At 46.4% G+C, this 22,484-nt stretch carries 19 protein-coding genes, 1 rRNA gene and 1 pseudogene; all 21 read right to left on the reverse strand.

Annotation, left to right across the window (positions count from 1 at the left end):
• Positions 1-116: ribosomal RNA gene (locus tag HZY94_RS09195) — 16S ribosomal RNA — on the reverse strand; the annotation flags it as partial.
• Positions 117-500: 384 nt separating this feature from the next.
• Entirely contained in the window at positions 501-2,360 is a 1,860-nt protein-coding gene (locus tag HZY94_RS09200; RefSeq protein WP_179925896.1) for a proline--tRNA ligase, read from the reverse strand.
• Positions 2,361-2,370: 10 nt separating this feature from the next.
• Complete coding sequence (gene rseP, locus HZY94_RS09205) at positions 2,371-3,615, reverse strand: RIP metalloprotease RseP (protein WP_179925897.1); 1,245 nt, start codon at positions 3,613-3,615, stop codon at positions 2,371-2,373.
• A complete protein-coding gene (dxr, locus tag HZY94_RS09210; RefSeq protein WP_179925898.1) occupies positions 3,612-4,751 on the reverse strand; it encodes a 1-deoxy-D-xylulose-5-phosphate reductoisomerase in 1,140 nt (379 codons plus the stop codon). Before dxr ends, rseP begins: the two co-directional genes overlap by 4 nt.
• Before the next feature lies 1 nt (position 4,752).
• Positions 4,753-5,556 (reverse strand): phosphatidate cytidylyltransferase, encoded by an 804-nt coding sequence (locus HZY94_RS09215; protein WP_179925899.1) that lies wholly within the window; start codon positions 5,554-5,556, stop codon positions 4,753-4,755.
• A gap of 1 nt (position 5,557) precedes the next feature.
• Positions 5,558-6,304 carry an isoprenyl transferase gene (locus HZY94_RS09220; RefSeq protein ID WP_179925912.1) on the reverse strand — a complete coding sequence of 249 codons (747 nt, stop codon included), beginning with the start codon at positions 6,302-6,304 and terminating at the stop codon, positions 5,558-5,560.
• 199 nt (positions 6,305-6,503) lie between these two features.
• Positions 6,504-7,874, reverse strand: a complete 1,371-nt coding sequence (locus HZY94_RS09225; RefSeq protein WP_228064595.1) for a CHAP domain-containing protein — start codon at positions 7,872-7,874, stop codon at positions 6,504-6,506.
• A 142-nt stretch (positions 7,875-8,016) separates the two neighbouring features.
• Positions 8,017-8,364 (reverse strand): preprotein translocase subunit YajC, encoded by a 348-nt coding sequence (gene yajC / locus HZY94_RS09230; protein ID WP_179925900.1) that lies wholly within the window; start codon positions 8,362-8,364, stop codon positions 8,017-8,019.
• Positions 8,365-8,580: 216 nt separating this feature from the next.
• Positions 8,581-9,264 carry a hypothetical protein gene (locus HZY94_RS09235; protein ID WP_179925901.1) on the reverse strand — a complete coding sequence of 228 codons (684 nt, stop codon included), beginning with the start codon at positions 9,262-9,264 and terminating at the stop codon, positions 8,581-8,583.
• Positions 9,265-9,268: 4 nt separating this feature from the next.
• Entirely contained in the window at positions 9,269-9,952 is a 684-nt protein-coding gene (locus HZY94_RS09240) for an ABC transporter ATP-binding protein (protein ID WP_179925902.1), read from the reverse strand.
• A gap of 2 nt (positions 9,953-9,954) precedes the next feature.
• Positions 9,955-10,341: a hypothetical protein gene (locus tag HZY94_RS09245; protein WP_179925903.1), complete on the reverse strand. Its 387-nt coding sequence runs from the start codon at positions 10,339-10,341 to the stop codon at positions 9,955-9,957.
• Between the two features lie 249 nt (positions 10,342-10,590).
• Positions 10,591-12,564, reverse strand: coding sequence for a transketolase (gene tkt / locus HZY94_RS09250; protein ID WP_179925904.1), 1,974 nt, complete (start codon positions 12,562-12,564; stop codon positions 10,591-10,593).
• A 99-nt stretch (positions 12,565-12,663) separates the two neighbouring features.
• Positions 12,664-13,755, reverse strand: a complete 1,092-nt coding sequence (gene ulaG / locus HZY94_RS09255) for an L-ascorbate 6-phosphate lactonase (RefSeq protein ID WP_160332598.1) — start codon at positions 13,753-13,755, stop codon at positions 12,664-12,666.
• A 107-nt stretch (positions 13,756-13,862) separates the two neighbouring features.
• On the reverse strand, positions 13,863-14,621 hold the full coding sequence (locus HZY94_RS09260; RefSeq protein ID WP_179925905.1) for a sugar phosphate isomerase/epimerase family protein: 759 nt from the start codon (positions 14,619-14,621) through the stop codon (positions 13,863-13,865).
• Positions 14,618-16,135 carry an FGGY-family carbohydrate kinase gene (locus tag HZY94_RS09265; RefSeq protein WP_179925906.1) on the reverse strand — a complete coding sequence of 506 codons (1,518 nt, stop codon included), beginning with the start codon at positions 16,133-16,135 and terminating at the stop codon, positions 14,618-14,620. Before HZY94_RS09265 ends, HZY94_RS09260 begins: the two co-directional genes overlap by 4 nt.
• Before the next feature lie 82 nt (positions 16,136-16,217).
• Positions 16,218-17,207, reverse strand: coding sequence for an amidohydrolase family protein (locus tag HZY94_RS09270; protein WP_179925907.1), 990 nt, complete (start codon positions 17,205-17,207; stop codon positions 16,218-16,220).
• A gap of 63 nt (positions 17,208-17,270) precedes the next feature.
• Positions 17,271-18,722 (reverse strand): PTS galactitol transporter subunit IIC, encoded by a 1,452-nt coding sequence (locus HZY94_RS09275; protein ID WP_179925908.1) that lies wholly within the window; start codon positions 18,720-18,722, stop codon positions 17,271-17,273.
• A gap of 11 nt (positions 18,723-18,733) precedes the next feature.
• Positions 18,734-19,690 (reverse strand): 2-hydroxyacid dehydrogenase family protein, encoded by a 957-nt coding sequence (locus tag HZY94_RS09280; protein ID WP_179925909.1) that lies wholly within the window; start codon positions 19,688-19,690, stop codon positions 18,734-18,736.
• An 11-nt stretch (positions 19,691-19,701) separates the two neighbouring features.
• On the reverse strand, positions 19,702-20,721 hold the full coding sequence (locus tag HZY94_RS09285; protein WP_179925910.1) for a hypothetical protein: 1,020 nt from the start codon (positions 20,719-20,721) through the stop codon (positions 19,702-19,704).
• 193 nt (positions 20,722-20,914) lie between these two features.
• A pseudogene (locus tag HZY94_RS09290) lies at positions 20,915-21,901 on the reverse strand (LacI family DNA-binding transcriptional regulator); the annotation flags it as partial.
• Between the two features lie 130 nt (positions 21,902-22,031).
• Positions 22,032-22,484 (reverse strand): group II intron maturase-specific domain-containing protein (locus HZY94_RS09295; protein ID WP_306538575.1); only part of this gene is annotated, 453 nt, incomplete at its 5' end.

Below are 22,484 nucleotides of genomic sequence, written 5' to 3' on the forward strand. Positions count from 1 at the left end.
TTACTCACCCGTTCGCAACTCTTCCAAAAGAGCAAGCTCTTTCTTCAGCGTTCTACTTGCATGTATTAGGCACGCCGCCAGCGTTCATCCTGAGCCAGGATCAAACTCTCATCAAAAGTTTGAGCTACTGCTCATTTCTGTCACTGACAGATTTATTGTTTTTTTCTTGCCGGGCACTATTTCTAGTGTCCCACACATTGGTATTCGTCTTGTTCAGTTTTCAAAGGTCATGTCTCTCACGAGACAACTTCATTAGTTTATCAAAACCTCAAATCTTTGTCAACACTTTTTTGAAAAATTTTTGAAGTTTTTTTGGCTTGGTTCGGATGAACCGAACCTTTATCCACTAACTGTCCCGTTTAAGGAACTCTCCCTTCAGGACTTTCTTAGTATACAACACTACAACTTTCTTGGCAAGACTTTTTGCTCATTTTTTTTAATTTTTTTCGCCCCAAAAGAAAACCCTAGCAGAATCAACTGCTAAGGTTCTTTCCAAGATCTTATTGTTCTTCCTTAAGAAGGATATGAAGGGTCTCCAGAAGGTTGTCTTCATGGACCTCGATGCTAGATCCATTGGATTTGATTTTAACTTCAACAATGCCTTCGTCTGCTTTTTTACCAACGGTAATGCGGATTGGAAGACCGATCAAGTCACTATCGCTGAATTTAACTCCAGCCCGTTCATTGCGATCATCTGTCAAAACTTCATAGCCAGCTGCTTGTAGGCTCGCTTCTAAGCGGCTTGTAAGGGCTAGGCTAGCCTCGTCCTTGACGTTGACAGGGATAAGGTGAACATCAAATGGAGCCAATTCTTTCGGGAAGTTAATCCCCCAAGCATAGCGGTAGTCGCCTTTTGGTGTTTTGTTGACAAAGAGACGGGCATGCTGTTCCATAACCGCAGATAGTAGGCGGCTAACGCCGATTCCATAACAGCCCATAACAATTGGGATCGCCCGGCCGTTTTCATCAAGAACTTTGGCATCCATCGAATCTGAGTAACGCGTTCCTAGCTTGAAGATATGACCAATCTCGATTCCACGGGCAAATTGCAGTTGACCCATACCATCAGGTGAAATTTCACCTTCTTTGACCTCACGAATGTCCGCATATTCAGCTTGGAAATCCCGACCTGGGTTTACACCAGTCAAGTGGAAGTCGTCCTCATTGGCACCAACAACAGCGTTGCGTACATCCTGGACCTTACGATCAGCGATGATGCGGAAGTCCTCTGGAAGTCCGACTGGTCCTAGGGAACCAAAACTAGCCCCGATTAGTTCTTGAACTTCAGCGTCTGTTGCTGGGTCCATGAAGTCTGCTTCCAAGAAGTTTTTCAATTTCACTTCGTTAACTTGGTCATTTCCAACAAGGAGGGCTGCAATTGGTTTGCCATCTGCTATGTAAACCATCGTCTTAATCGTTTGTTCTTCTGGTACATCTAGAAGGGCTGCAACGGCATCAATGGTTTTGGTGTCTGGAGTGGCAACTTTTGCCAATTCTTCTTCGCTGACAACTAGATTTTTAGGCTTGTACTCATTGGTAGCCATTTCGAGATTGGCTGCATAGCCAGATTCACTAGAATAAACAATGGTATCCTCACCAGAAATAACCCATTTTTCAAGTTCTGCACGGATCTCTGCCAAGACATCTTCAGGAATTTCATCCAGGCTGGCAATCGATTTATCCAAGACCAACCAACGTTCCAAGTCTGTCCGCTCTGGAGTAATGGCCATAAACTCTTGGCTATCCTTACCACCCATAGCCCCACCGTCTCCGATGATCGCCTTATACTCCAAGCCTGAGCGGTCAAAGATTCGCTCATAAGCCTGACGATAGTCCTCATAGGTTACATCCAAATCATCATAATCGGCATGGAAACTATAGCCATCCTTCATGATAAATTCACGCGTCCGCAAAAGCCCATTGCGGGGACGTTTTTCATCGCGATATTTGGATTGAATTTGGTAAAGGTTCATTGGCAATTGTTTGTAAGACTTGACAGAGTCCCGAACCACAACGGTCATGGTTTCTTCATGCGTTGGGCCTAGGATAAAGTCTGATCCTTCACGATTTTTCAATTTATACAGGTCTTCCCCGTAAGTATCGTAACGGCCAGATTCCCGCCAAAGGTCTGCACTGAGAAGGGCGGGCGCCAACATTTCCACTGCATCAATCTTGTCAAACTCTTCCCGCATAATCTGTTTAGCTTTTTCCAAAACGCGGTTAGCTAGGGGCAGATAAGTATAAATCCCCGCAGAAACTTGGCGAACATAGCCAGCCCGCAACATCAGAGCATGGCTAATTACTTGTGCATCACTTGGCATTTCCCGCAAAGTTGGGATCAGCATTTTACTTTGTTTCATTTATTCTCCTCTAAAAAAATGTTCGTAGTATATCATTCCAGGTTACTGCAATCATCAAGAGCAACATCAGACCGGCCCCAATCAAGGTCAGGTAGGTTTCTGTTTCCCGTTTCACAGGCTTCCTACGGATAGCTTCCAAGATATTCAAAACGATTTTTCCACCATCGAGAGCCGGAATCGGCAAGAGGTTGAAAATCCCGATATTGATCGATAGGAAACCTAGAAGTTGCAAGACACTGGTCCAACCATCACGCGCAGCCATGCTAGAGGCCTGATAAATGGCCACCGGCCCTCCTAGACCATTCAAATTGGGATTAAAAATCAGATTTCGGAGGGCTGTGACAATCTGTCCTGCTGCCGCCGCCGCCATGGTGAAACCACCTGTCAGCTTGGCTGTCAAACTAGTATCCAAAGCCGGTAAGACACCAATGCGATAGGTTCCATCCATTTCCTGCAGCTGAATCTCTTGTGTCTGTTGATTGACCTGAACCGCAACCTTGCCATCCTTGGCCTTGTCCGTTGCCTCTTGAATGGCTGGGGCAATATCGCTAAAGGTCGCAATTTCTTTGCCGCCAATTTTCTCCAGGGTTACCTGATCCTGATAGCCGGCCTGGGCCAGGGCACCATTCTCTGCTACCCGCACCTGATTGGTATTGAGATTGGGCGCTCCCCCTTGCAGGAAGAGCAAGAGGCTGAAGGCCACAATCCCTAGGACAAAGTTATTAAAAGGTCCTGCAAAGTTTGTTAGAAAACGGCCCCAAAGACTAGCATTTTGGTACTGAACATCCAAGGGCGCAATCCGCACCTCGGTTCCGTCCTTCTCGACAATCGTCGCATCATGGTCAACCCGGTAGCTCTGTTCCTGATCCAAGAGGAGCCCCTTGATGGTCAGGCTATCTTCGAGATCATACTCCAAAACCTGGAGCGGAACCGCTTGATGGTCCAATTCTTTTTTGGACAAATTCAGGCGCGTCACCACTCCCTCTGCATTCAGACTGAGGGCGACCAAACTCCCTTTGGGAATCTCAACCCGGTCCTCACCCCAGCCAGCCATGCGCACATACCCCCCAAAGGGGAGCATCCGGATGGTATAGAGGGTCCCATCCTGCCCTTGATGGCTGAAGATTTTGGGTCCCATCCCAATCGCAAATTCACGTACTAAGATTCCTGATTTTTTGGCCAAAGCAAAGTGACCATACTCATGAATGATAACAATAACAGCAAATATAAATAGAAAACTCAGGATCCCCATCATTGGGCAAGCCACCCCCTCACTTTCTCACGTGTAGAACGGTCAATTTCCAGTAACCGTTCCAGATTCAGTTCTGTTGCCTCGACATGGTCGGCAACTGCACGCTCAATCAAACTTTCAATTTCTAAATAAGCAATCTGGCCATCCAAAAAGGCCGCAACCGCCACTTCATTAGCCGCATTGTAAACAGCTGGGAAAGAACCACCTCGACGGCCAACCTCAAAAGCCAAGGCCAACACCGGAAAACGCTCCAGATCCAGCTTTTCAAAATGAAGCTGGCCGATGTCTGTTAAATCAAACGGCTTGGAATTTTGAAGAGGCTGGTGCCGCGGGTAGGTCAGGGCAAATTGAATCGGTTCCCGCATATCACTGGGACCCAATTGCGCCAAGAAAGCTCCGTCCTGCATTTCAATCATTGAATGGACAAGACTTTCCCGGTGTTGAATGACTTCAATCTGGTCATAGTCCCAGTCAAACAAGTGGTGGGCTTCGATCACTTCCAAGCCCTTATTAACCATCGTGCTGGAATCAATCGTAATTTTAGCCCCCATCGTCCAGTTAGGATGAGCCAAGGCTTCAGCAACTGTAACCTCTGCCAACTCAGCTCTGGTTTTATCCCGGAAGCTACCGCCACTGGCAGTAATGACCAGCTTTTTCACATCTTGTCGCTCTAAACCTTGCATGGCCTGGAAAATCGCTGAATGCTCACTATCCACTGGCAAGATCGACACGCCCTTGTCTCGGGCTGCCGCCATGACAAAGTCTCCAGCCATCACCAAGGTTTCCTTATTGGCCAAGGCGATTTCTTTTTGCGCCTGGATAGCAGCCAAGGTCGCTTTCAGGCCAACACTGCCCATAACAGCATTGACCATCAAGTCGTAATCTCCTTGGGCCGCATAGGCTTCTAGATCTGTATACTGTTCCAGTTCCGGGAAATCTGCAAGCAGCGCTTGCCCCAGATCCGAATCTGCTACAACGACCGCAGCTGGTTTAAATTCCTCCACAATCGCCCGCGCCGCATCAATATTCTGCGCAAAACTAAAGGCAAGCAGGCGAAACTGGTCAGGGTAGGCACGCAGGATATCCAAGGTCTGCTGACCAATGGAACCGGTGGCCCCCATGAGATAAATGGCTTTCATTTTAGAAGAACCCCGCTAAATGCAAGAGTGGGAATACGAATAGGAGGCTGTCAAAGCGGTCCAAGAGTCCGCCATGGCCGGGGATAAAGCGGCCAGAATCCTTGACTCCATAATGGCGCTTGATGGAACTCTCCACAAGATCACCAAACTGCCCCGCTACTGAAAAGAAAATAGCCAAGAGCAAGACTAGGAAAAAGTTCTTGCCGCCAAAAGTCGCTCCACTAAAGAGGTAGAATCCAAAAGTGACCACTAGAGCCCCGGCAATACCGCCCAAGCTTCCCTCAACTGTCTTGTTGGACGAAACCTGCGGCAACAACTTCCGCTGCCCAAACCGTTTGCCGACAAAATAAGCTAGGCTATCCGTTGCCCAGACCAGCAACAAGGCATAGAGCACCTTATCCAAACCAGACATCTGAGCCCGCACTAACATATGAAAACCATAGCCTACATAAAAGCTAGATGCAATCGGAAAAACCGCATCGTCATAGGTATACCCTTTAACAAAAACGGTACTTCCTAAAATCCCCATAGCCAAGAGGGCAAAGAGGGAAATATTAGAATCATTTGGCAAAAAAGACAAATAGTTTTCCAAGGGTAGGGTTAGGAGCAGGGCCGCTAGACTGGCTAAAATTCCTTCGGGCGTATTGATCGCCAAGCCCTTCATCGCAAAGAGCTCATAAACTCCCAACATCGCTAGGAGCCCCACCACAAACTGAAACGGCAAGCCTCCAAACCATAAAAGCGCCAACAATATGACTGCGGCACCCACACCAAATACAAGGCGGTTCTGCAATTCTTTTTCCATCTTAAACTCCTCCAAAACGACGACTGCGGCGATTGTAATCCTCAATTGCTGCTTCTAATGACTGGGCTGTAAAATCTGGCCACAGGGTGTCTGTAAAATACAATTCACTATAGGCAGACTGCCACGGTAAAAAGTTACTGAGGCGTAACTCTCCACTAGTTCGGACAATCAATTCAGGATCTTGCCATTCCTTCGGCAGGCCACCGGTATAGAGATGAGAGCCAATCAATTCATCGTTAATCTGATCTAGGCTATAAGTTCCTGCCTGTACCCCGGCTGCAATAGCCCGAACAGCTTCTTGGATTTCAGCGCGACCTCCATAATTCAAGGCAAAATTAAGCACCAGACCTGTATTCTCAGCTGTCAATGCTTCCGCCTTCCGAAGGGAGTCCAAAGTCGGAGCTGGCAAGCGGCTCACATCTCCCAACATCTGGATTTTAACACCTTGCCGGTGTAATTCTGGAACATAGCGATCATAAAATTCCACTGGAAGGTTCATGATAAATTTAACTTCCTTTTCTGGACGCGACCAGTTTTCTGTGGAAAAAGCATAAACGGTTAGTACCTTCACGCCCATCTGACTGGCAGCTTTGGCAACTTCTTGCAAAGCTTCCATCCCAGCCTTATGGCCAAAGACACGCGGCTGCATCCGTTTCTGAGCCCAGCGACCATTTCCATCCATAATGATGCCAATGTGCTTGGGAATTGTCAAGGACGGCTGCTCTTCCTTCTTTTTAAAACCAAACATATTCTTTTCCATTCTTTCTAGACACACTTCTAGCTGACAGCAGAAGGTGATTTTATAAGAGATTGAATTAGTTCATTATACCACAAAAGCCCTAGCTATGGGAAATTCAGGCCGTTTCCAAGCTTCCGTCAGGCTCAGCCAAATCGGACGAGACATTAAAAAACGGCAGCCCTTGGCTGCCGTTTCCTCATTAATCGGTTTAGTTTGGATAGATGTAAGTAACTGTACCTTGTGCAGTTGTTGGGTCAAAGGTTCCACGGTAGTTTCCGATTTGTTGGATTCCGTTGTAGTTTGACTCATATACTTGGATTGCGTTGTTTGATTCAACAGCTGTAACGTAAGCTACGTGTCCATAACCACCATCGTTCCAAGATGCAACCGCTCCAACTTGTGGTGTTGTACCTGTACGGAAACCTGCTGCTGCTGCAGACGCTGCCCAGTCAGCACCGTTACCCCAGTAATCACCAACCCAAGGAGCCATTACCTTAACACCCCATGTACATTGTCCAACTGGGTAGCTTCCTGATGTATTGTAGTTGTAAGTTGGGGTAATCGCACCTGTTTGTGCTTGCTCAGCCGCTGCTTGCTCTGCTGCCTGACGTTCTGCTTCAGCCTGAGCTGCCGCTGCTTGTTCTGCAGCTTGACGTTCTGCTTCGGCTTGCGCTGCTGCTGCCTGTTCTGCAGCTTGGCGTTCTGCTTCAGCTTGCGCTGCCGCTGCTTGCTCTGCTGCCGCTTGTTCAGCTACTGGAGCTGACTCTTCTGCTTGAGGTGCTTCAACAGCTGGTGCCGCAACCTCTGCTGCTGGCGCCTCTTCAACTACAGGAGCTGAAACTTCTGCTGCTGGAGCTGCTTCAACAACTGGCTCAGCTACTGGTGCTGCTTCCTCTGCTACTGGCGCTTCAACAGCTGGTGCTGGAGCTGCTGTTTCAGTTGCAACAAGGTTGGCAACAACTGGTGCCGCCTCTTCAACTACAGGTGCTGCTGCAACTGCTGCTTCTGCAACTACGGGCGCCACTTCCGCAACCGCTGGAGCTGAAACTTCAACGGCTGGTGCCACAACCTCAGCTACTGGTGCTGCTTCAACAGCTGGTGCTACTGGAGTTGCAACAGCTTCGAAAGATAGGGGAGCAACTTCTGCTGCTGGAGCTGCTTTAGCTACAAGAGCTTGTGCATAGACCGCACCTTCACGTGGCCAAACAGCATCCTGACGGTTTTGCAAACCAGTACGGAAGTCTGAATCTTCAAGCGCATCGATCAACAATTGAGAGAAGGCTGCGTTTTTCTCAGAAGGGTTTTTCTCAGTTTCAACAACTGCTTCCTCTGCAAATTCTTCAAAGGTATCCAAGACATTGCCACGGCTACCTGTTACACCAAAGTAAGATGTCAAATCATCCATTGTTGGAACAGCTGTATTAGCAACTGCTTCCGCGATGATGTCACGTACTTGGTTTTGTACTGATACTTCCTGAGTTTCTGCTGTAACTGCTTGAGCTTCCAAGGCAGATGCACCTGCTACAGATCCAAGAACTGCAACCCCGGTAACTAATTTTTTCTTTGTTGTAAATGCCATAGTTTTATTTCTCCTTTAGGTGTTCGCTGATTAACAAAACAAGTAGCGAACCAATCTAGCTTTTCTAGCTAAAAAAAGTATAGCAAATTTTCAATCTTCTGTGCGTTACGAAAAGATTACAAAAGATTAATAAACCATGCCACTACTTGTCACTTGTTTCAACTGGCTCTTCCTGGGTTACTTCTTCTACAGGTTCCACAAGAGCTTCTTGAGCAGGTTCCGCTTCTACAGCTGGAGTATTGACAACTGCTTTTAGGGCGGTCAACTCAAAGGTCAAGTAAACACCGTCAACATCTAGAACCATCTTGTTGGCCTCGCGGTCAATCTCATCAATAACACCATATAGCCCACCAATGGTGACAATTTCCGTACCTTTAGCCAGACTAGCCATTTGTTCTTGACGTTTGGCTTGTTGTTTTCGTTGTTGGCGTTGCATAAAGAAGAGCAATCCACCAAACACCAGCATCATCCATAAAAATTGTAAATTCATGCAATTCTCCTTTTTTCTATTCATTCTACTATATCAAATCCTGCCTGGGCTTACAAGAAATGTCCGAGTACCAGTCGCAAAAAAGCCGGTCTCGCAAGAGCCGGCTTTACTCATCTTCTTAGAGAGCTGAGATTTTTGCTTTTACATTTTCAAGGTTAAAGTCATATTCGTCAAGGACTTTGCCTGCTGGGGCAGATGCGCCAAAGGTATCAATGGCTAGGAGCCCAGTACGTCCTTTTGGATTTTGTTCAAAAAATAAGCCTCAACTCCTTTAGAAGCTACATAAAGGAAAAGCAATAAACAGAACAGAACTAAAGTAGATAATCGAAAGCTCCACGCAAATGCATTGCCTGTGACGATAACAAATATTAGGCTAGTAATGACACTAACTGTTCCCGACTGAAAACGATAGCCACTTGCCAAAGAGAGAATAATTTGAAGCCAAGCCAACTCCAGTGCAAGCAATTCCAGTAACAAAAGTAATAGCCAATCTGATACCGGCACTCGAGTGATCGCAAATACAGCCAGTACAGCAATAGTTCCGATTGACCAATGTCTAAAAAATAAAGCTTTTAGTACTCTCAAACGTTGACCCAACAAATCCTCACGGCCCAAAGCGAAACTATAAGTTCGAATTCTATTATTCCCTAAATACGCATCTAAGATAGGTTGCCGGACGCGAATAACAGTGTAAATAGAGGCTAGACTCAAACAAATAGTCAGTGATAAACTTACTACCCCAGACCCCTGACTTAAAATAAAGTTCTCCTCTGATTTGTCTAAAAAACCCATGACATGGAAAAATGAGACAAACAGCCCAAACACTAGTCCATATAGGATAAAACTCCCTCTCAAACGCTGATTCAACCGTTCATACTCCAGTCCATAAAGCAACTCCATCTATTCACCCCATTTCCCGCTTATAGATACGTGCAATCCCTCCAGGTTCTGTTAAATATTCTTTATTCTCTACAGAATGAAAGTCCCCGTTTTTTATAATGTAAAGTTCATCCAATAAAGCATCCAATTCACTAAAAGTATGACTCGTTAATAGAACTATCTTCCCTTGTTGAGATTGATCTTTCAAAGATTGTTTTAACGTCTCAATTCCTATTTGGTCCAAACCATCAAAAGGCTCATCCAACAAGAGGATTTGAGGGTCCAAGGCCAAAAGCATTTCCAAAGAAAATTTCTGTTGCATCCCCTTTGATAAGCTTCCTAATTGTTCCCTTCCAGTCAATCCTTTCCCTATTCGGCAGCAAATATCATGAGACAAAGCAATCGGAGATTTTCCGTTATAAATAAAATTTTCTTCAAAAATTTCATCCATCCTTCTCTTCAGATCTCTGTCTGAAAAAGACCCAGATAAGCCTAGATAAACCAGACTCTTTTGTGTCACAGGCGCTCCATTCAAGGTGATTTCACCTTCTACCCGTAATAGGCCTAGCAATGAGTGAAAAAAGGTCGTCTTCCCACTACCGTTTTGCCCGATTAATCCAATTATCTTTCCAGGTTCAAACGTCAGAGATATAGGTCCTAAAACCTTTCTTTGTCCATAGTAGGCACTCCAATTCCTAATCGACAACATTCCTATCTCCTCCTTTGCAACTTAGAGAATATAGCTATAACTGATAACAAACATACGAAACCGACTACAAGTAAGTCTTTCAAATCAACTGCCGCCAAGTCAAAAACTCCTGAACGAATCAACTTACTAGCTGCAACAAAAGGATTCCATTCTCCGATAATTATCAACGGATCTGGGAGTCTTTGTTCCGGGATCAAAATTGGTGAAAACAAAAGGCCAACGAGCATAATTAGTTGGGTTACCAGTGTTAAAATTTCTGGTTTTAGCCAATAAGCTAAAGATAAACCTAGCGATAATAGCGCTATAATAACAAAAGTAAAAATAGCCATAGATTTCAGAGACAAGAGAACTTCTAAATGAAATAACCATCCCCCTAATAAAATAGCCATAGAGACACCCGGTAAGCTGAACAAACTCCAAATCATCAGGGTAGCCGTAACGAGCTGAAAAGCAGAGAATGGAAGTGTCAATTGATAATTGAAAACAATTCGACTTATTAGCGCTAGCATCACCTGCAGATGATATGTATATTATAATAAAAGTTTAGGGAGGATTCCAGTGAAACGCTTTCATTCCTCATATAAATCCATCACACCTCAAAAAACCGGCTCTCGCAAGAGCCGGCTTTACTCATCTTCTTAGAGAGCTGAGATTTTTGCTTTTACATTTTCAAGGTTAAAGCCATATTCGTCAAGGACTTTGCCTGCTGGGGCAGATGCACCAAAGGTATCAATGGCTAGGACATCTCCGTCCAATCCAACATATTTGTACCAAGACAGGCTAGCTCCCATCTCAACCGCTAGGCGTTTACGGATGGCATTTGGAAGAACTTCTTCTTTGTAAGCTGCATCCTGTTGGTCAAAGACATCACTAGATGGCATGCTGACCACGCGCACTTTGAGACCGTCTGCTTCCAAGTCCTTAGCAGCTTTTACAGCCAATTCCACTTCAGAACCTGTAGCAATGACTAGGCGGTCAAAGTCTGGTGCTGTTTCATGGACCACATAAGCTCCACGCGCAACCTTATCGAAGTCTGTTCCTTCCTGAACTTCCAAGTTTTGACGGGTCAAGACGAGGGCAGTTGGAGTAGACTCGCTAGTCAAGGCTTGGTACCAAGCTGCTTGAGTCTCACGCGCATCTGCTGGACGGAAGACATTGAGGTTTGGCATTGCCCGTAGACCAGCCAAGTGTTCGATTGGTTCGTGGGTTGGTCCATCTTCTCCAACGGCAATTGAATCGTGGGTGAAGACGTAGGTCACAGGTAGACCTTGAAGGGCTGCTAGACGCATCGCTGCCTTGAGGTAGTCTGAAAAGACGAAGAAGGTTCCGCCATAGACGCGAAGTCCACCGTGAAGGCTCATACCATTCAAGATTGTTCCCATGGCAAACTCACGCACACCAAATTGGATGTTGCGGTTGAGGCGATGAGTATCATCTTGCAAGCCGTCTTCTTTAATGTAGGTCATGTTGGAGTGAGCCAAGTCTGCAGATCCACCAAGGAAGGTTGGAAGGACTGCTGCAGCTGCATTCAAAGCATCCTGGCTAGAGTTCCGAGTCGCTTGTGAGAAGCCAGCTTCGTGAACTGGGAAATCTTCTGGTTTGACACGGACTGGGTCACGACCTTCAATGATAGCCGCAACTTCATCTGCCAATTCAGGGTGGGCTGCCTTGTAAGCTTCAACCAAAGCTTCCCACTCGGCATAAGCTGCTTGTCCACGGTCCACAACATTTTCTTTGAAGTCAGCATAAACTTCTGCTGGAACTTCAAAGGCTTCGTAGTTCCAACCAAGAGCTTCACGGGTTGCAGCTGTTTCTTCCGCACCTAGAGGAGCTCCGTGAACCGCATTGGTTCCTTGTTTATTTGGAGAACCATGACCGATAACAGTTTTCACTTCGATCAAGGATGGCTTACCAGACTCTTTTGCACGTGCAACGGCTGCTTGAATCGCTGCCACATCTGTTCCATCTTCAACCAAATCTGTATGCCAGCCATAGGCTTGGTAACGAGCTTTGACATCTTCCGTGAAGGAGTCTTTGGTTTCACCGTCCAAGTTAATATCATTGGAATCATAAAGGACAATCAATTTTTCGAGTTTTTGCAAACCAGCATAGGAAGCTGCTTCTGCAGAAACACCTTCCATCAAGTCACCATCACCTGCAATGACATAAGTGTAGTGGTCAAAGATTGGGAAACCATCGCGGTTATACTTGGCAGCCAAGAAACGCTCTGCTTGAGCAAAACCGGTCGCCATGGAAATCCCTTGGCCCAATGGTCCAGTTGTTGCATCAACACCAGCCGTATGACCATATTCTGGGTGACCTGGAGTTTTGGAACCCCATTGACGGAAGTTTTTGATTTCTTCCAAGCTCACATCCTCAAAACCTGAAAGGTGAAGGAGGGCATACAGGAGCATGGAGCCATGTCCCGCTGAGAGGATAAAACGGTCGCGGTTGATCCAGTTTGGTTGAGCTGGATTCAAACGCATTTCTTTTGTAAATAGTTCATAAGCCATTGGAGCTGCGCCCATCACCACTCCTGGGTGACCAGACTTAGACTTTTCGATGGCATCAATTCCTAAAAAACGAATAGCATTAACGGATAATGTTGACATGGTGTCCTCCTCTAATCGAGATCCTAAAGCAATTTTTTCTAAATCCATTATATGAAAATTATCCGCATCTAGCAATGGATACGGATAACTCTCAACTATCTATAGAAGCGCCTTGAATTGAATATTAGACTCTTCTAAGAAGTAATCATCAAATCCACGTGGGTGGTGGTATTCAATCTTGTCCTTATCCAATGGATAAGTATATTTGCCACCAACTTCCCAGATAAATGGATGGAATTTGTAATCCAAACGTTCTTTACGCATCTTCCAAAGCTGGAGAATTTCATCGGTTGATGCCATAAAGTTTGACCAAATATCATAGTGGACTGGAATAATAACTTCAGCTCCAAGATTTTCTGCCATCCGAAGAAGATCGATCGAAGTCATCTTATCTTGGATTCCGATTGGGTTGTCACCATAGTTATTGATAGCGACATCAATCTTGAAGTCACGTCCATGTTTGGCAAAATAATTAGAGAAATGAGAGTCCGCACCATGGTAGATGGTTCCACCAGGTGTTTCAAAGACATAGTTCACCGCTTTGCGGGCCATCAATTCATCCGTCACCGGAAGGCCTGCCAAGCTACCGCCATTTTCTTCGTAACCCTCAATTGGCAAGGTCACCAAACAAGTACGGTCGAAGGATTCAACGGCATGAACCTTGATATCTTTGAACTCAAAGCTGTCCCCTGGTGCAATCCGGATAATCCGGTCAGCAGGAACACCCCATTTTTCCCAAATATCACCACTCTCAACTGGACCAACAAATTTTACATGGTCCAATTTTGGATTATTGATGATGGCAGCTGCGGTATTGATATCCATGTGGTCACTGTGCACATGAGATACCATGTAGTAGTCCAATTCATTGATTGCAAATGGATCAATCACCATTGGTTGGACACGCAAGTTTGGTTGCAGTTTACGCACCCCTGCCATGTTAGCCATTTGGTGACCCCAGACCATGTCTTTTACCTTCTTAGTGGATTTTCCACGAGAAGACCACAGGTCCATCACCACATTGGCACCACCAGGTGTTTTAATCCAAACACCACAGTTACCTAGCCACCACATTGCAAAGTTGCCTTCTGCAACGACTTCTTCTTCAATTTCCTCGTTTAACCAAGTTCCCCACTCTGGGAAGGTTGAAAGAATCCAGGACTCACGTGTAATGTCTTTCACATTTGCCATTGACTTATCCTCCGTTTTCTTTTGTAAGTCTAGTATAGCCTTAAAAGCGGTTACAAAAAAGCCCAAAAGGAACACAGACATGTGTTCACTCTTGGACTGAATTTTTTTCACAAAGATAGACTAGAAAGCTCTAGCTCTTCCAGCTGCACCAAGTCTGCTGCAAGCTGCTGGACTGAAGCCGGATACTCCAAGGCTAAATATTCCAGGTTTGGGAAAGCCTTAATCAAAGAAACTAAATCTAGCTCTCCATCAAAGAAGGACGATACCTGCAAGGTTTCTCCCTCCTGTTTGACATTTTTACAATGCAGGTAGGTGGTCACAGAAGCGAGTAACTCTGCAGCCTCCAACGGCGAGTCTCCAACGAAGACCCAATTGGCTGTATCAAAGATAAAGGAGAGGGGCAGCTCTGCCTCTTGGATCAGCTCCATCACTCGCTGGCAATTGGTCAGCCTTGCTGTTAGAGGATCTTGATTGTTTTCAAGCCGAATATCCATCTTAGGGGAAAAAGAAGTCCACCATTTTTCCAAGGTCTCCCGCGAAATCGCCCCAGCATCTCCAATATTGACCTTCAAAAAAGGAGCCCCTAATTGTTCTGCCTCCTGGCAATACTTGGCAAGAGCTGGATTGACGCTATCTCCTTGTAAAAAATCGACATTGGCACTGTAAAAGAGTGCAATCCCCAGTTCATCTGCCCGGCGACGAATATCACGCAACTCCTCTTGACCGCCCCTGAGAAACTCACTTCGAATCTCCAGGCGCTTCAGACCCAGTGCCTGAACAAGCTCTAGGAGATCTGCCTGCCCCAGTCCTTGTTCCAATTGTTCCTGAAAAACAATCGTATTGAGAATAATAGCCTGCCTGTTCATAGTTCCGCCCTTCTTAAAGCTAGGAGATCCTGCCAAACTGGTTCCATAGCTACTAATAACTGTCGATAAACCTGATATTTTTTCACATAATGGGAATTTGGCCGAGGACTAAATCGCTTGTCAATCGTCACCATCTGTTGGACGGCTTCCTGTAAGGACACGCCTGTCACAGCCTGGTGGCAGGCGATGGCTCCTCCCAAACCACCTAGTTCTTTGGCCTGCGGAACCTCAACAGGGATTTCTAAAATATCCGCAAACATCTGCATCCAGGTATCGGAATTGGTCGCACCACCAGACAAGCGTAAGACCTGGGGAGCCTGGCCCAAGGAATTGATTAGCTGCTCTAAATGCTGCTTATGGGCAAACACAATCCCCTCATAAACGGACCGAATCATTTCTGACTTGGTCGACTGGGTTGTCAGTCCCCAAAAACAAGCTTCAGCCGGCTGGCCAACATTACTACCATATAGGAAGGGACAGAATAGAATCTTGGAAAATGTTGCATCTGTTTCTGCTAAAAAGACTTCCAAGGTCTCGTAAATCGACTCCCCTCGTTCCTTCAATAGCGTCATTTCCTCCCGCATCAGGAGTTTCAAAATGGCATCCAGATTCCCTGCAGAGGTCGGGCTACTGGCCTCAACCAGATACTCTCCAGTTGGAAACAGCGAGTTCATCAAACCACTATCCAAATCAGCTGGCTTACCACTCGGATAAGTATTGATATTCCAAGTCCCCGCAACAAGGCTGAAGGTCTCCGAATCTAGAACACCTGACCCAAGCGCACAGGCATCAATATCAAACAGACCACCCAGCACCGGAGTCCCTTCCAGCAAACCAGTTTGCAGCGCCGCCTCTTGACTGACACCCCCTACAATCTGCTGGTAGTCAACCAAGGCTGGTAGAGCCGCAGCCATTTCTTCAATTCCAAAAAATGTAATAATAGCTGGATCATAAGCTCCCGTTTGGAAATTGATCCAATGATTGCCAGAAGCATCGCCCCTTTCTTGATGAACCAAGCCCGTCAGCTTAAAGCGCACATAGTCCTTAGCTGCCAAAACCGCCCCCACCTGCTGGTAAACATCAGGCCGATGATCCTTCAACCACCGCAAGAGGACAGGAGCTTGGGGAGCAACCACATGTTGGCGGGTTAACTCCCAAATCTCACCCACACGTTGTTCAAAGGCTTGCGCTAGGTCACTAGCTCGGCTGTCTGCCGATAAAATCCCTGGATAAAACTCCCGTTTCTCCTGGTCTAACAGGTAGAGTCCCTTGCCATGCCCAATACAGGCAACGGCTTGAATCGCTGACGCGGGCAAATCCGCTAAGCGTAGACTTTCCCCAATGGCCCGGGCAATGGCTTGCCAGCTTTCACCCAAATCCACTTCGTAAAAGCCCGACTCCACCTCCTGCCGCTTGGTCGCAAAGGCAGAACTGGAAACCTCCTGCCCCTGCTCATCAAAAACAATCGCTTTGGTCGCAGTCCCGCCATAATCAATACACAAATAGTAATTCATCCCAGCCCCTTTCTAACCGAGCTGCAAATAGGAAGGGTGAGGTTTGGAAATTTCATTTCCAAACCTCACCGCACTTCTAAACTTACTGGAGATTTAGATGCTCAGTGACAGGATCTTGCGCTTGACGATTAGCTGTGACAGCAGATTCTTTGAAGTAGACACGCTCCGCATTGTTGTAGAGAACATCTTCCAACTCTTCTGGGCTAAATACATCCAGTTTTTCTAACCAGGTCGCTAAGTCTTCGTAGCTGTTAAAGGTAGCAGACCAAGGAGAGTCGGTTCCCCAGATTAAGCGCTTGGCACCCAAAACCTCTTTGGCGATGCGGACATTGGCTTCCGATTTCGGAAATGGGAAACTGTCTGGACTATCAATATCCTGAATAGCGGAAAGGTCGGTATAAATATTCGGATAGTCTTGCCACATGGACAACTCTGCCCGTAAGCGATTTGGAGTGGCCGCATGTGGGAAGGATAGATGGCAGACCACAAAATCCAAGCTTGGATAGAGGCGAGCCAGGTTGGCAATGGCATCAGGCTGATGGCTAATTTGATCAAAATTGCCATAGTCGACAGTCACCACAAAGCCCGGATAGTCTAGGAGATAGGATAAAATGAGACTAACATGGGGATCTGTGTCCAAACGGAAAGGTGTTTTTTGGCCACGATAGCCATGGATACCACCACCCTGACTGATTTCAAACTTAATCGCCCGGAACCCTAATTCCTCAACATGACGCCGCACAATGGCCATGGCATTTTCGGCATAGGGATCCACCGAAAAGGCACCGGTAAAGCGATCTGGATAGCGCTTCATGGCCAGATAGGTGTAGTAATTTTGATAGCCATTCAGATGCCCCTGTAGAATCACAGCCTTTTCAACATCATTGGCGTCCATATAACGCAAGAGGGATTCTGCTGAAAAACCTTTGTCCCCGTAACCAGCCTCAATCAGCTTAATGAGGTCGCCATCGTCCCAAATAGCATAGCCATTGCCGAGGGCATTGAGACGCCCCTTGCCATTAAAACCTGCAATCGTATCAACAATATGCGCGTGCCCATCAATTTTTTTCATAAGCCATTCCTTTCATTTAAAACGCTTACATTTTTAAGTACAACTTTTAACGCCTCAAAAAGATTAATCTTCTGCAATAAAAATTTTCTCCGTACTTCCCTCAAAGCCACTATTTTTATCCGCCATCTTCCGTAGATAACTGTAGATGCTTTCCCGTTTTGTGCGTAAAAGGAAAAGGAAGAAGAGGTAAACAAGGATTGTAATCCCAATCAAAAGCGGATTGCCAGAAATCCAGGCAAAGAATACGAGGGCTGTTAGCGGATGTGCCAAGAGGTTAAAGCTCATAATCAGAACCACTCCTTGGGGCAAGACAGAACCGTACTGTTGAACCGCTTCGGTATAAATCGGTCCCAAGGCGCTGGCTGCATAAAGCCCCAGTGAGAACCAAATAATCCCGTTGAGGATCGCTTTCAAGATATTTCCTTTAGAAACCGCAATCATGGCTTCAATCATGAAGGGAATCGCGATTAAGTCCACAACTGGAAGCGCCCGGTTGCCAGGCAAGAGCAAGGCTAAGAAGACCATAATCGGAACCAGGATCAAACCAGCAATGATCGTAGCCGGTTCACCAAAACCTACCCCGTCATCAACTGCAATGAACCAGCGTTTTTTGTCTGCCACAGCTTCTGCTGTTTCGGTCTCCTGCTTTTTATTTTTCTCAACCGCTTCCGCCAAAGGACCAAAGGCACTGGCAAAGACCCCGGTGATCAGTGGAAAGACAGTCATAACAGCGGCTAGCGACATGGCAAAGCCAAGGATTCCACCCCAGGCATCTAGACTGGCCAAGTCTTTCAAACTTCCTAAAATTCCAATCACCAAGCCCAAAATAAAGCCCAGGGTCATGGGTTCCCCAAAGATCCCCAGTTTGGTTTTCAAAGACTCCGGATTGAGTTTGACCTTGTTGACACCGAGCAGATTCCACAGTGGATCCAGGAGCAGGGCTGGAACTAGGGTCTCAATGTTGTGAATCGAGTTAATGGTTGCATTTTTGACCCCATAGTAGTCTGACCAACGATCTGCAATAACCTCGGACATGATGAGGGAATAGAGCAAAACAAAGACCATAAAGGCAAAAGACAAAGCGAAATTACCAGTTGCCGCATAGGCCATGGTGCCCCAAATCATGTAACCAAAGTTATTCCAGAGGTTGGATGGGACAAAGACTCTCGTGATTCCGACCAAGAAGAGGACCAACTCAATCAAAAGACCAAAGACAAAGAAGGACAGGCCAATCGAAGAAGAAAAGGCAGTTAGGGATCCGGTCTGCCAGCCAATATCGACAATTGGTAGGTTTAAGCCAGCCGTCTCAACCATCTGCTGGATGTACTTGGTGACCAAGGGAGTAAAGAAGGAAATGATCCAGCCAAAGCCTGTCAAACCAACACCAGCCCGGAGAGCACTAAAGAAGGCTCTCTTGGGACTGACTTTCAAAAACAAGCTGACCATAAAGATCATAACTGGAACGACAATCGTCGCTCCAAAGACATTGAAGAAATTTTGTAAGGCCGCTAACATCGGGCACCTCCTTACTGATTAACCACATTTACCGGTTGCCCAGCAAAATAAGAAATGATATTGTCAGCCGCTTCTTCGGCTAGAGTCCGACGACCTTCGATGGTTCCTGTGCCCGCATGTGGCGTCATGATCACATTATCCAAGGCCCGCAGTTCTTCGGCCACGGCTGGTTCAAATTCAAAGACATCCAAGCCTGCTCCGGCGATCTCACCCGTTTGGAGGGCCTCGATGAGGTCCGCTTCAGAGACAATTGGCCCACGCGCAGCATTGATCAGATAGCTGCGGTTTTTCATTTTCTTAAACACTTCCCGGTTAAATTTGTGTTTGGTTGATGGGAGATAAGGCGCGTGGATGGTAATGACATCTGAGCTTTCCACCAATTGGTCAAAGGACACATAGGTCAAACCGAGTTCTGCTTCACGCTCCTCTGGAAGTCGATAAGGATCGTGGTAGAGAATCTTCATCCCAAAGGCCTTGGCAAAACCGGCTACGGTTGATCCAATACGACCCATGCCATAGATACCCAGAGTCGCTCCTTCCAAGGTCAAACCTTGGTAGCGTTGTTCACTCGGATCAATCCAGTCCCCCCGGCGAACCACTTGATCGTAAAAGGCCAACCGCTTGGTTGCTGCCAGCAAGAGACTAAAGGTCATTTCCGCCGTTGGAACACGGACTGCCTGCGGTGAATTGGACACCGTGATCCCCTTGCTCTTGGCATATTCAATATCCACATGGTCGAAGCCAACCGCATTCAGGGAAATCAGTTCCAGATTTTTACCAGCATCCAGCATTTCTTGATCGCCTTTTTGGCCCATCAAAAGCCAGGCATCATATTCACCCAAATGTTCCAATACATAGTCGCGTGTAAAGGGCTCTCCCTCTGAATAGGTGACATCAAACTCCGCCATTAACTTAGTCAAGCCCTCTTTGGGTACAATTCCTGTTACCAATACTTTTTTCTTTGCCATCCGAATCCTCCTTAAACGATTTGATACAATCCAACTTCATGACTGCCATTATTGGCAGAAAATACATAGGCCTGGCCATCTTTTTCAAAAGCTAGGCAATTACTTGAGGCAACCCCACCTTCAACCAGCCTTTCCTGATAGGTTCCATTTTCAAAGGTAAAGGCCAAGAGATCCTTGCGACCAGCACGGTAGCCAAAGAACAAAAGGTCTTGATCCAAGAGCCGACCCGCCCAAAGGGCATGACCAAAGGGAGTGGTCTCAGGGTAGCGGTAGAGCTCCTCAGCAAAATCTTCGCTCAGAATCCGAAAACGGTCTCCGTGAAAATCTTGAATCAGGACATTTTCCAGCCGACCATCGCCATCCAAGTCAAACTGCACAATGTCACTGGTTTCTTCCCCAAATAGAGGCGTCAGCTGCCACTCCCCAGTCTCACTCTGAGAGGGAAAGTCTAGGCGAAAAATCCCCTCAACCCCTGTGATCAGCGAGTAGGCTTGCCCCTCCGGTCGAAAGTAGCCATGATTTTTTTTGAGACGCAGTGACAGGGCTTCTATTCCTTCCAAGGAAGCTGACTCCGAATCAAAGCGCCCCACAAAGATTTTCCCATCATCCGACCAGTCCTCAACAAAGGCCTTTGAATTAGCAATGGTACAACCCACAAACAGAATCTCTCCCGCAGGCTCCTGAATGAGGTCAAAACGGTGCAGATAGGGAAAAGTCATCAACTCTTCCACTGCCCATTGACCAGTACCGAGAAAACGACCATACACAATTCGACAATCCTGGGCATTAAAGCCTGGATAAAACCGCTGGGTGGCCAAAAAGTCCAGCGTCCCCGGAACCTGGATAATCGACATGGTTCCCCCGATGTCCGACCAAACGACCGATCGTTTCAGATCACCATTGAGGTCGTAGGCCAAACAGGCCCCTTCCACTTCCGAGGCAACCAAGAGATAATCCTGATCCTCCTGATGGATTCGGGCTACAGCATAACAGGACTCTAGCCGATCCTCGAGAATTTTTGTAAAATGCATCCGATCTCCTTTCTAGTGAAACGGTTAACTTATCTAGCAAAATAATTATCGCCAAAAAATTTTGACGATAATCAGCTGCAAGCAGCGGAGTTAACCGATTCACTAATAGTATATCTTTATCATACCCTATCTCTAGTCAGATAGCAAGCGTTTACATGCTGTTCCTCCGTATTTTTTTAATCGCTCCTTATTTTTAAAAGGATTTTCTTAAAACCAGCTCACTCGGTACCACCAAACGCTGGGCTTGCTCTGGCTGCTCCTCTCCTTGCAACTTGCCTAATAAATGATGGGCCGACACCCGACCAATCCGATAGGAGTCTTGACGGACACAGGAAATACTTGGGTTCAAGACCTGCATCCAATCCAAGTCTTCATAAGAACCCAGGCCAAAGTCGCTCGGATATTGGTAGGGAGTTCCATTAATCAGCTTCATAAACTCCAGTAAAACCGGGCCATTCATGGTGAAAAAACCCAGGCCTCGTTTAGCAGCGGCCAGCAAGTCCAAAATCTTCTCACTCGTCCCTTGCTCTCCCAAGACCAGCAAGCGGTCCGGATCAGACCCAACTTCCTCACAAAAGCCTTGGTAGCGCTGTTCGCGGGTAGAAATCCCTTCAATTGGATAAGTCACAAAATAAAGATCACGGTAGCCTTGGGCCTTCATCTGCGCCAAAAATTCCCGGGTCGAATCACTGTTGTTAGAAACAACCGTATCCAAAAACATATCCTTGGATTCCCGGTCAACCATCACCGTTTTTTGGGGATCCAATTGTTTCAAATTTGGCAAGTTGGCATCAATCGGATCCAATAAGATCCCCGATACATTTTGTTGCAAAAGGCGGTGAATATTTTCCGCTTCAATCTCAGGATTGTCATCTGAATTAGTAAACAAGACACTGTAACCTTCCTCCTGACACTGGTCATGAATCCCCTTCATCACGGATGAAATAAAGGGATTGGTAATATCCGCGATCACAACGCCAATCGTCTTGGTATCCTGGGTTGCCAAGCTCTGGGCAATCTTATTCGGCTGGTAGCCGGTTTCTTCAATAACTTGACGAATTTTTTCCTGGGTCGCTAGGGACATTTTACTGGTGTTGCCATTTAGATAATAGGAGACTGTCGCTTTGGACACTCCTACCATTTTAGCGATGTCTGTAATGGTTACCTTAGCCATCTCATACTTCTCCCTTAACTGCTATTTGTAACTATCATAGCACTTTTTAACCAAAGCGCCACGCAGGGTCAATCGAGTAGAGGCTAATTTCTAGTCCCTCTCACACCACCGTGCGTGCCGTTCGGCACACGGCGGTTCAACTAACTTTTAACGCATGTCGTTTAAGATAGAAATCTAGACAAGAAACCAGTCCTCTTTTAGTAAGGGCTGGTTTTGATATAGCTCGCTTTAAGACTGACTTTTGTGCCACTAGTTGATAGTGGTTACCCCAGCCAGATACTTTATCGGCTATCCATTTCGGAACACCTAGTTTCAGAAGTCCCCATAGTCGTCTCGATTTTTTCTTCCATTGCTTCCAGATAATGACTCGGATACGAGTTCGTAAACGCTCATCTATTTGCGTCAGTATCGTCTTCATATTACCAAGTGAGAAGTAATTTACCCAACCGCGGATAACCCAATTTAATCGTTCAATCCGTGTCGTTAGGTCAATGCTCCACTTCCTCGTCGTTAGTCGCTTCAGCTTGCGCTTAAAACTCTGTACACTATCTTGATGGGGACGGCATTTCCAGCCTTTCGGAGATTTCCA

The sequence above is a fragment of the Streptococcus danieliae genome (genome assembly GCF_013415245.1).
Lineage (GTDB): Bacteria > Bacillota > Bacilli > Lactobacillales > Streptococcaceae > Streptococcus > Streptococcus danieliae_A.

What these genes read in the sequence shown, in the direction of transcription:
- HZY94_RS09200 (WP_179925896.1), bottom strand. Translation starts at nt 2,360, where the DNA reads ATGAAACAAAGTAAAATGCTGATCCCAACTTTGCGGGAAATGCCAAGT.
- rseP (WP_179925897.1), bottom strand. Translation starts at nt 3,615, where the DNA reads ATGATGGGGATCCTGAGTTTTCTATTTATATTTGCTGTTATTGTTATC.
- dxr (WP_179925898.1), bottom strand. Translation starts at nt 4,751, where the DNA reads ATGAAAGCCATTTATCTCATGGGGGCCACCGGTTCCATTGGTCAGCAG.
- HZY94_RS09215 (WP_179925899.1), bottom strand. Translation starts at nt 5,556, where the DNA reads ATGGAAAAAGAATTGCAGAACCGCCTTGTATTTGGTGTGGGTGCCGCA.
- HZY94_RS09220 (WP_179925912.1), bottom strand. Translation starts at nt 6,304, where the DNA reads ATGTTTGGTTTTAAAAAGAAGGAAGAGCAGCCGTCCTTGACAATTCCC.
- HZY94_RS09225 (WP_228064595.1), bottom strand. Translation starts at nt 7,874, where the DNA reads ATGGCATTTACAACAAAGAAAAAATTAGTTACCGGGGTTGCAGTTCTT.
- yajC (WP_179925900.1), bottom strand. Translation starts at nt 8,364, where the DNA reads ATGAATTTACAATTTTTATGGATGATGCTGGTGTTTGGTGGATTGCTC.
- HZY94_RS09235 (WP_179925901.1), bottom strand. Translation starts at nt 9,264, where the DNA reads ATGGAGTTGCTTTATGGACTGGAGTATGAACGGTTGAATCAGCGTTTG.
- HZY94_RS09240 (WP_179925902.1), bottom strand. Translation starts at nt 9,952, where the DNA reads ATGTTGTCGATTAGGAATTGGAGTGCCTACTATGGACAAAGAAAGGTT.
- HZY94_RS09245 (WP_179925903.1), bottom strand. Translation starts at nt 10,341, where the DNA reads ATGGCTATTTTATTAGGGGGATGGTTATTTCATTTAGAAGTTCTCTTG.
- tkt (WP_179925904.1), bottom strand. Translation starts at nt 12,564, where the DNA reads ATGTCAACATTATCCGTTAATGCTATTCGTTTTTTAGGAATTGATGCC.
- ulaG (WP_160332598.1), bottom strand. Translation starts at nt 13,755, where the DNA reads ATGGCAAATGTGAAAGACATTACACGTGAGTCCTGGATTCTTTCAACC.
- HZY94_RS09260 (WP_179925905.1), bottom strand. Translation starts at nt 14,621, where the DNA reads ATGAACAGGCAGGCTATTATTCTCAATACGATTGTTTTTCAGGAACAA.
- HZY94_RS09265 (WP_179925906.1), bottom strand. Translation starts at nt 16,135, where the DNA reads ATGAATTACTATTTGTGTATTGATTATGGCGGGACTGCGACCAAAGCG.
- HZY94_RS09270 (WP_179925907.1), bottom strand. Translation starts at nt 17,207, where the DNA reads ATGAAAAAAATTGATGGGCACGCGCATATTGTTGATACGATTGCAGGT.
- HZY94_RS09275 (WP_179925908.1), bottom strand. Translation starts at nt 18,722, where the DNA reads ATGTTAGCGGCCTTACAAAATTTCTTCAATGTCTTTGGAGCGACGATT.
- HZY94_RS09280 (WP_179925909.1), bottom strand. Translation starts at nt 19,690, where the DNA reads ATGGCAAAGAAAAAAGTATTGGTAACAGGAATTGTACCCAAAGAGGGC.
- HZY94_RS09285 (WP_179925910.1), bottom strand. Translation starts at nt 20,721, where the DNA reads ATGCATTTTACAAAAATTCTCGAGGATCGGCTAGAGTCCTGTTATGCT.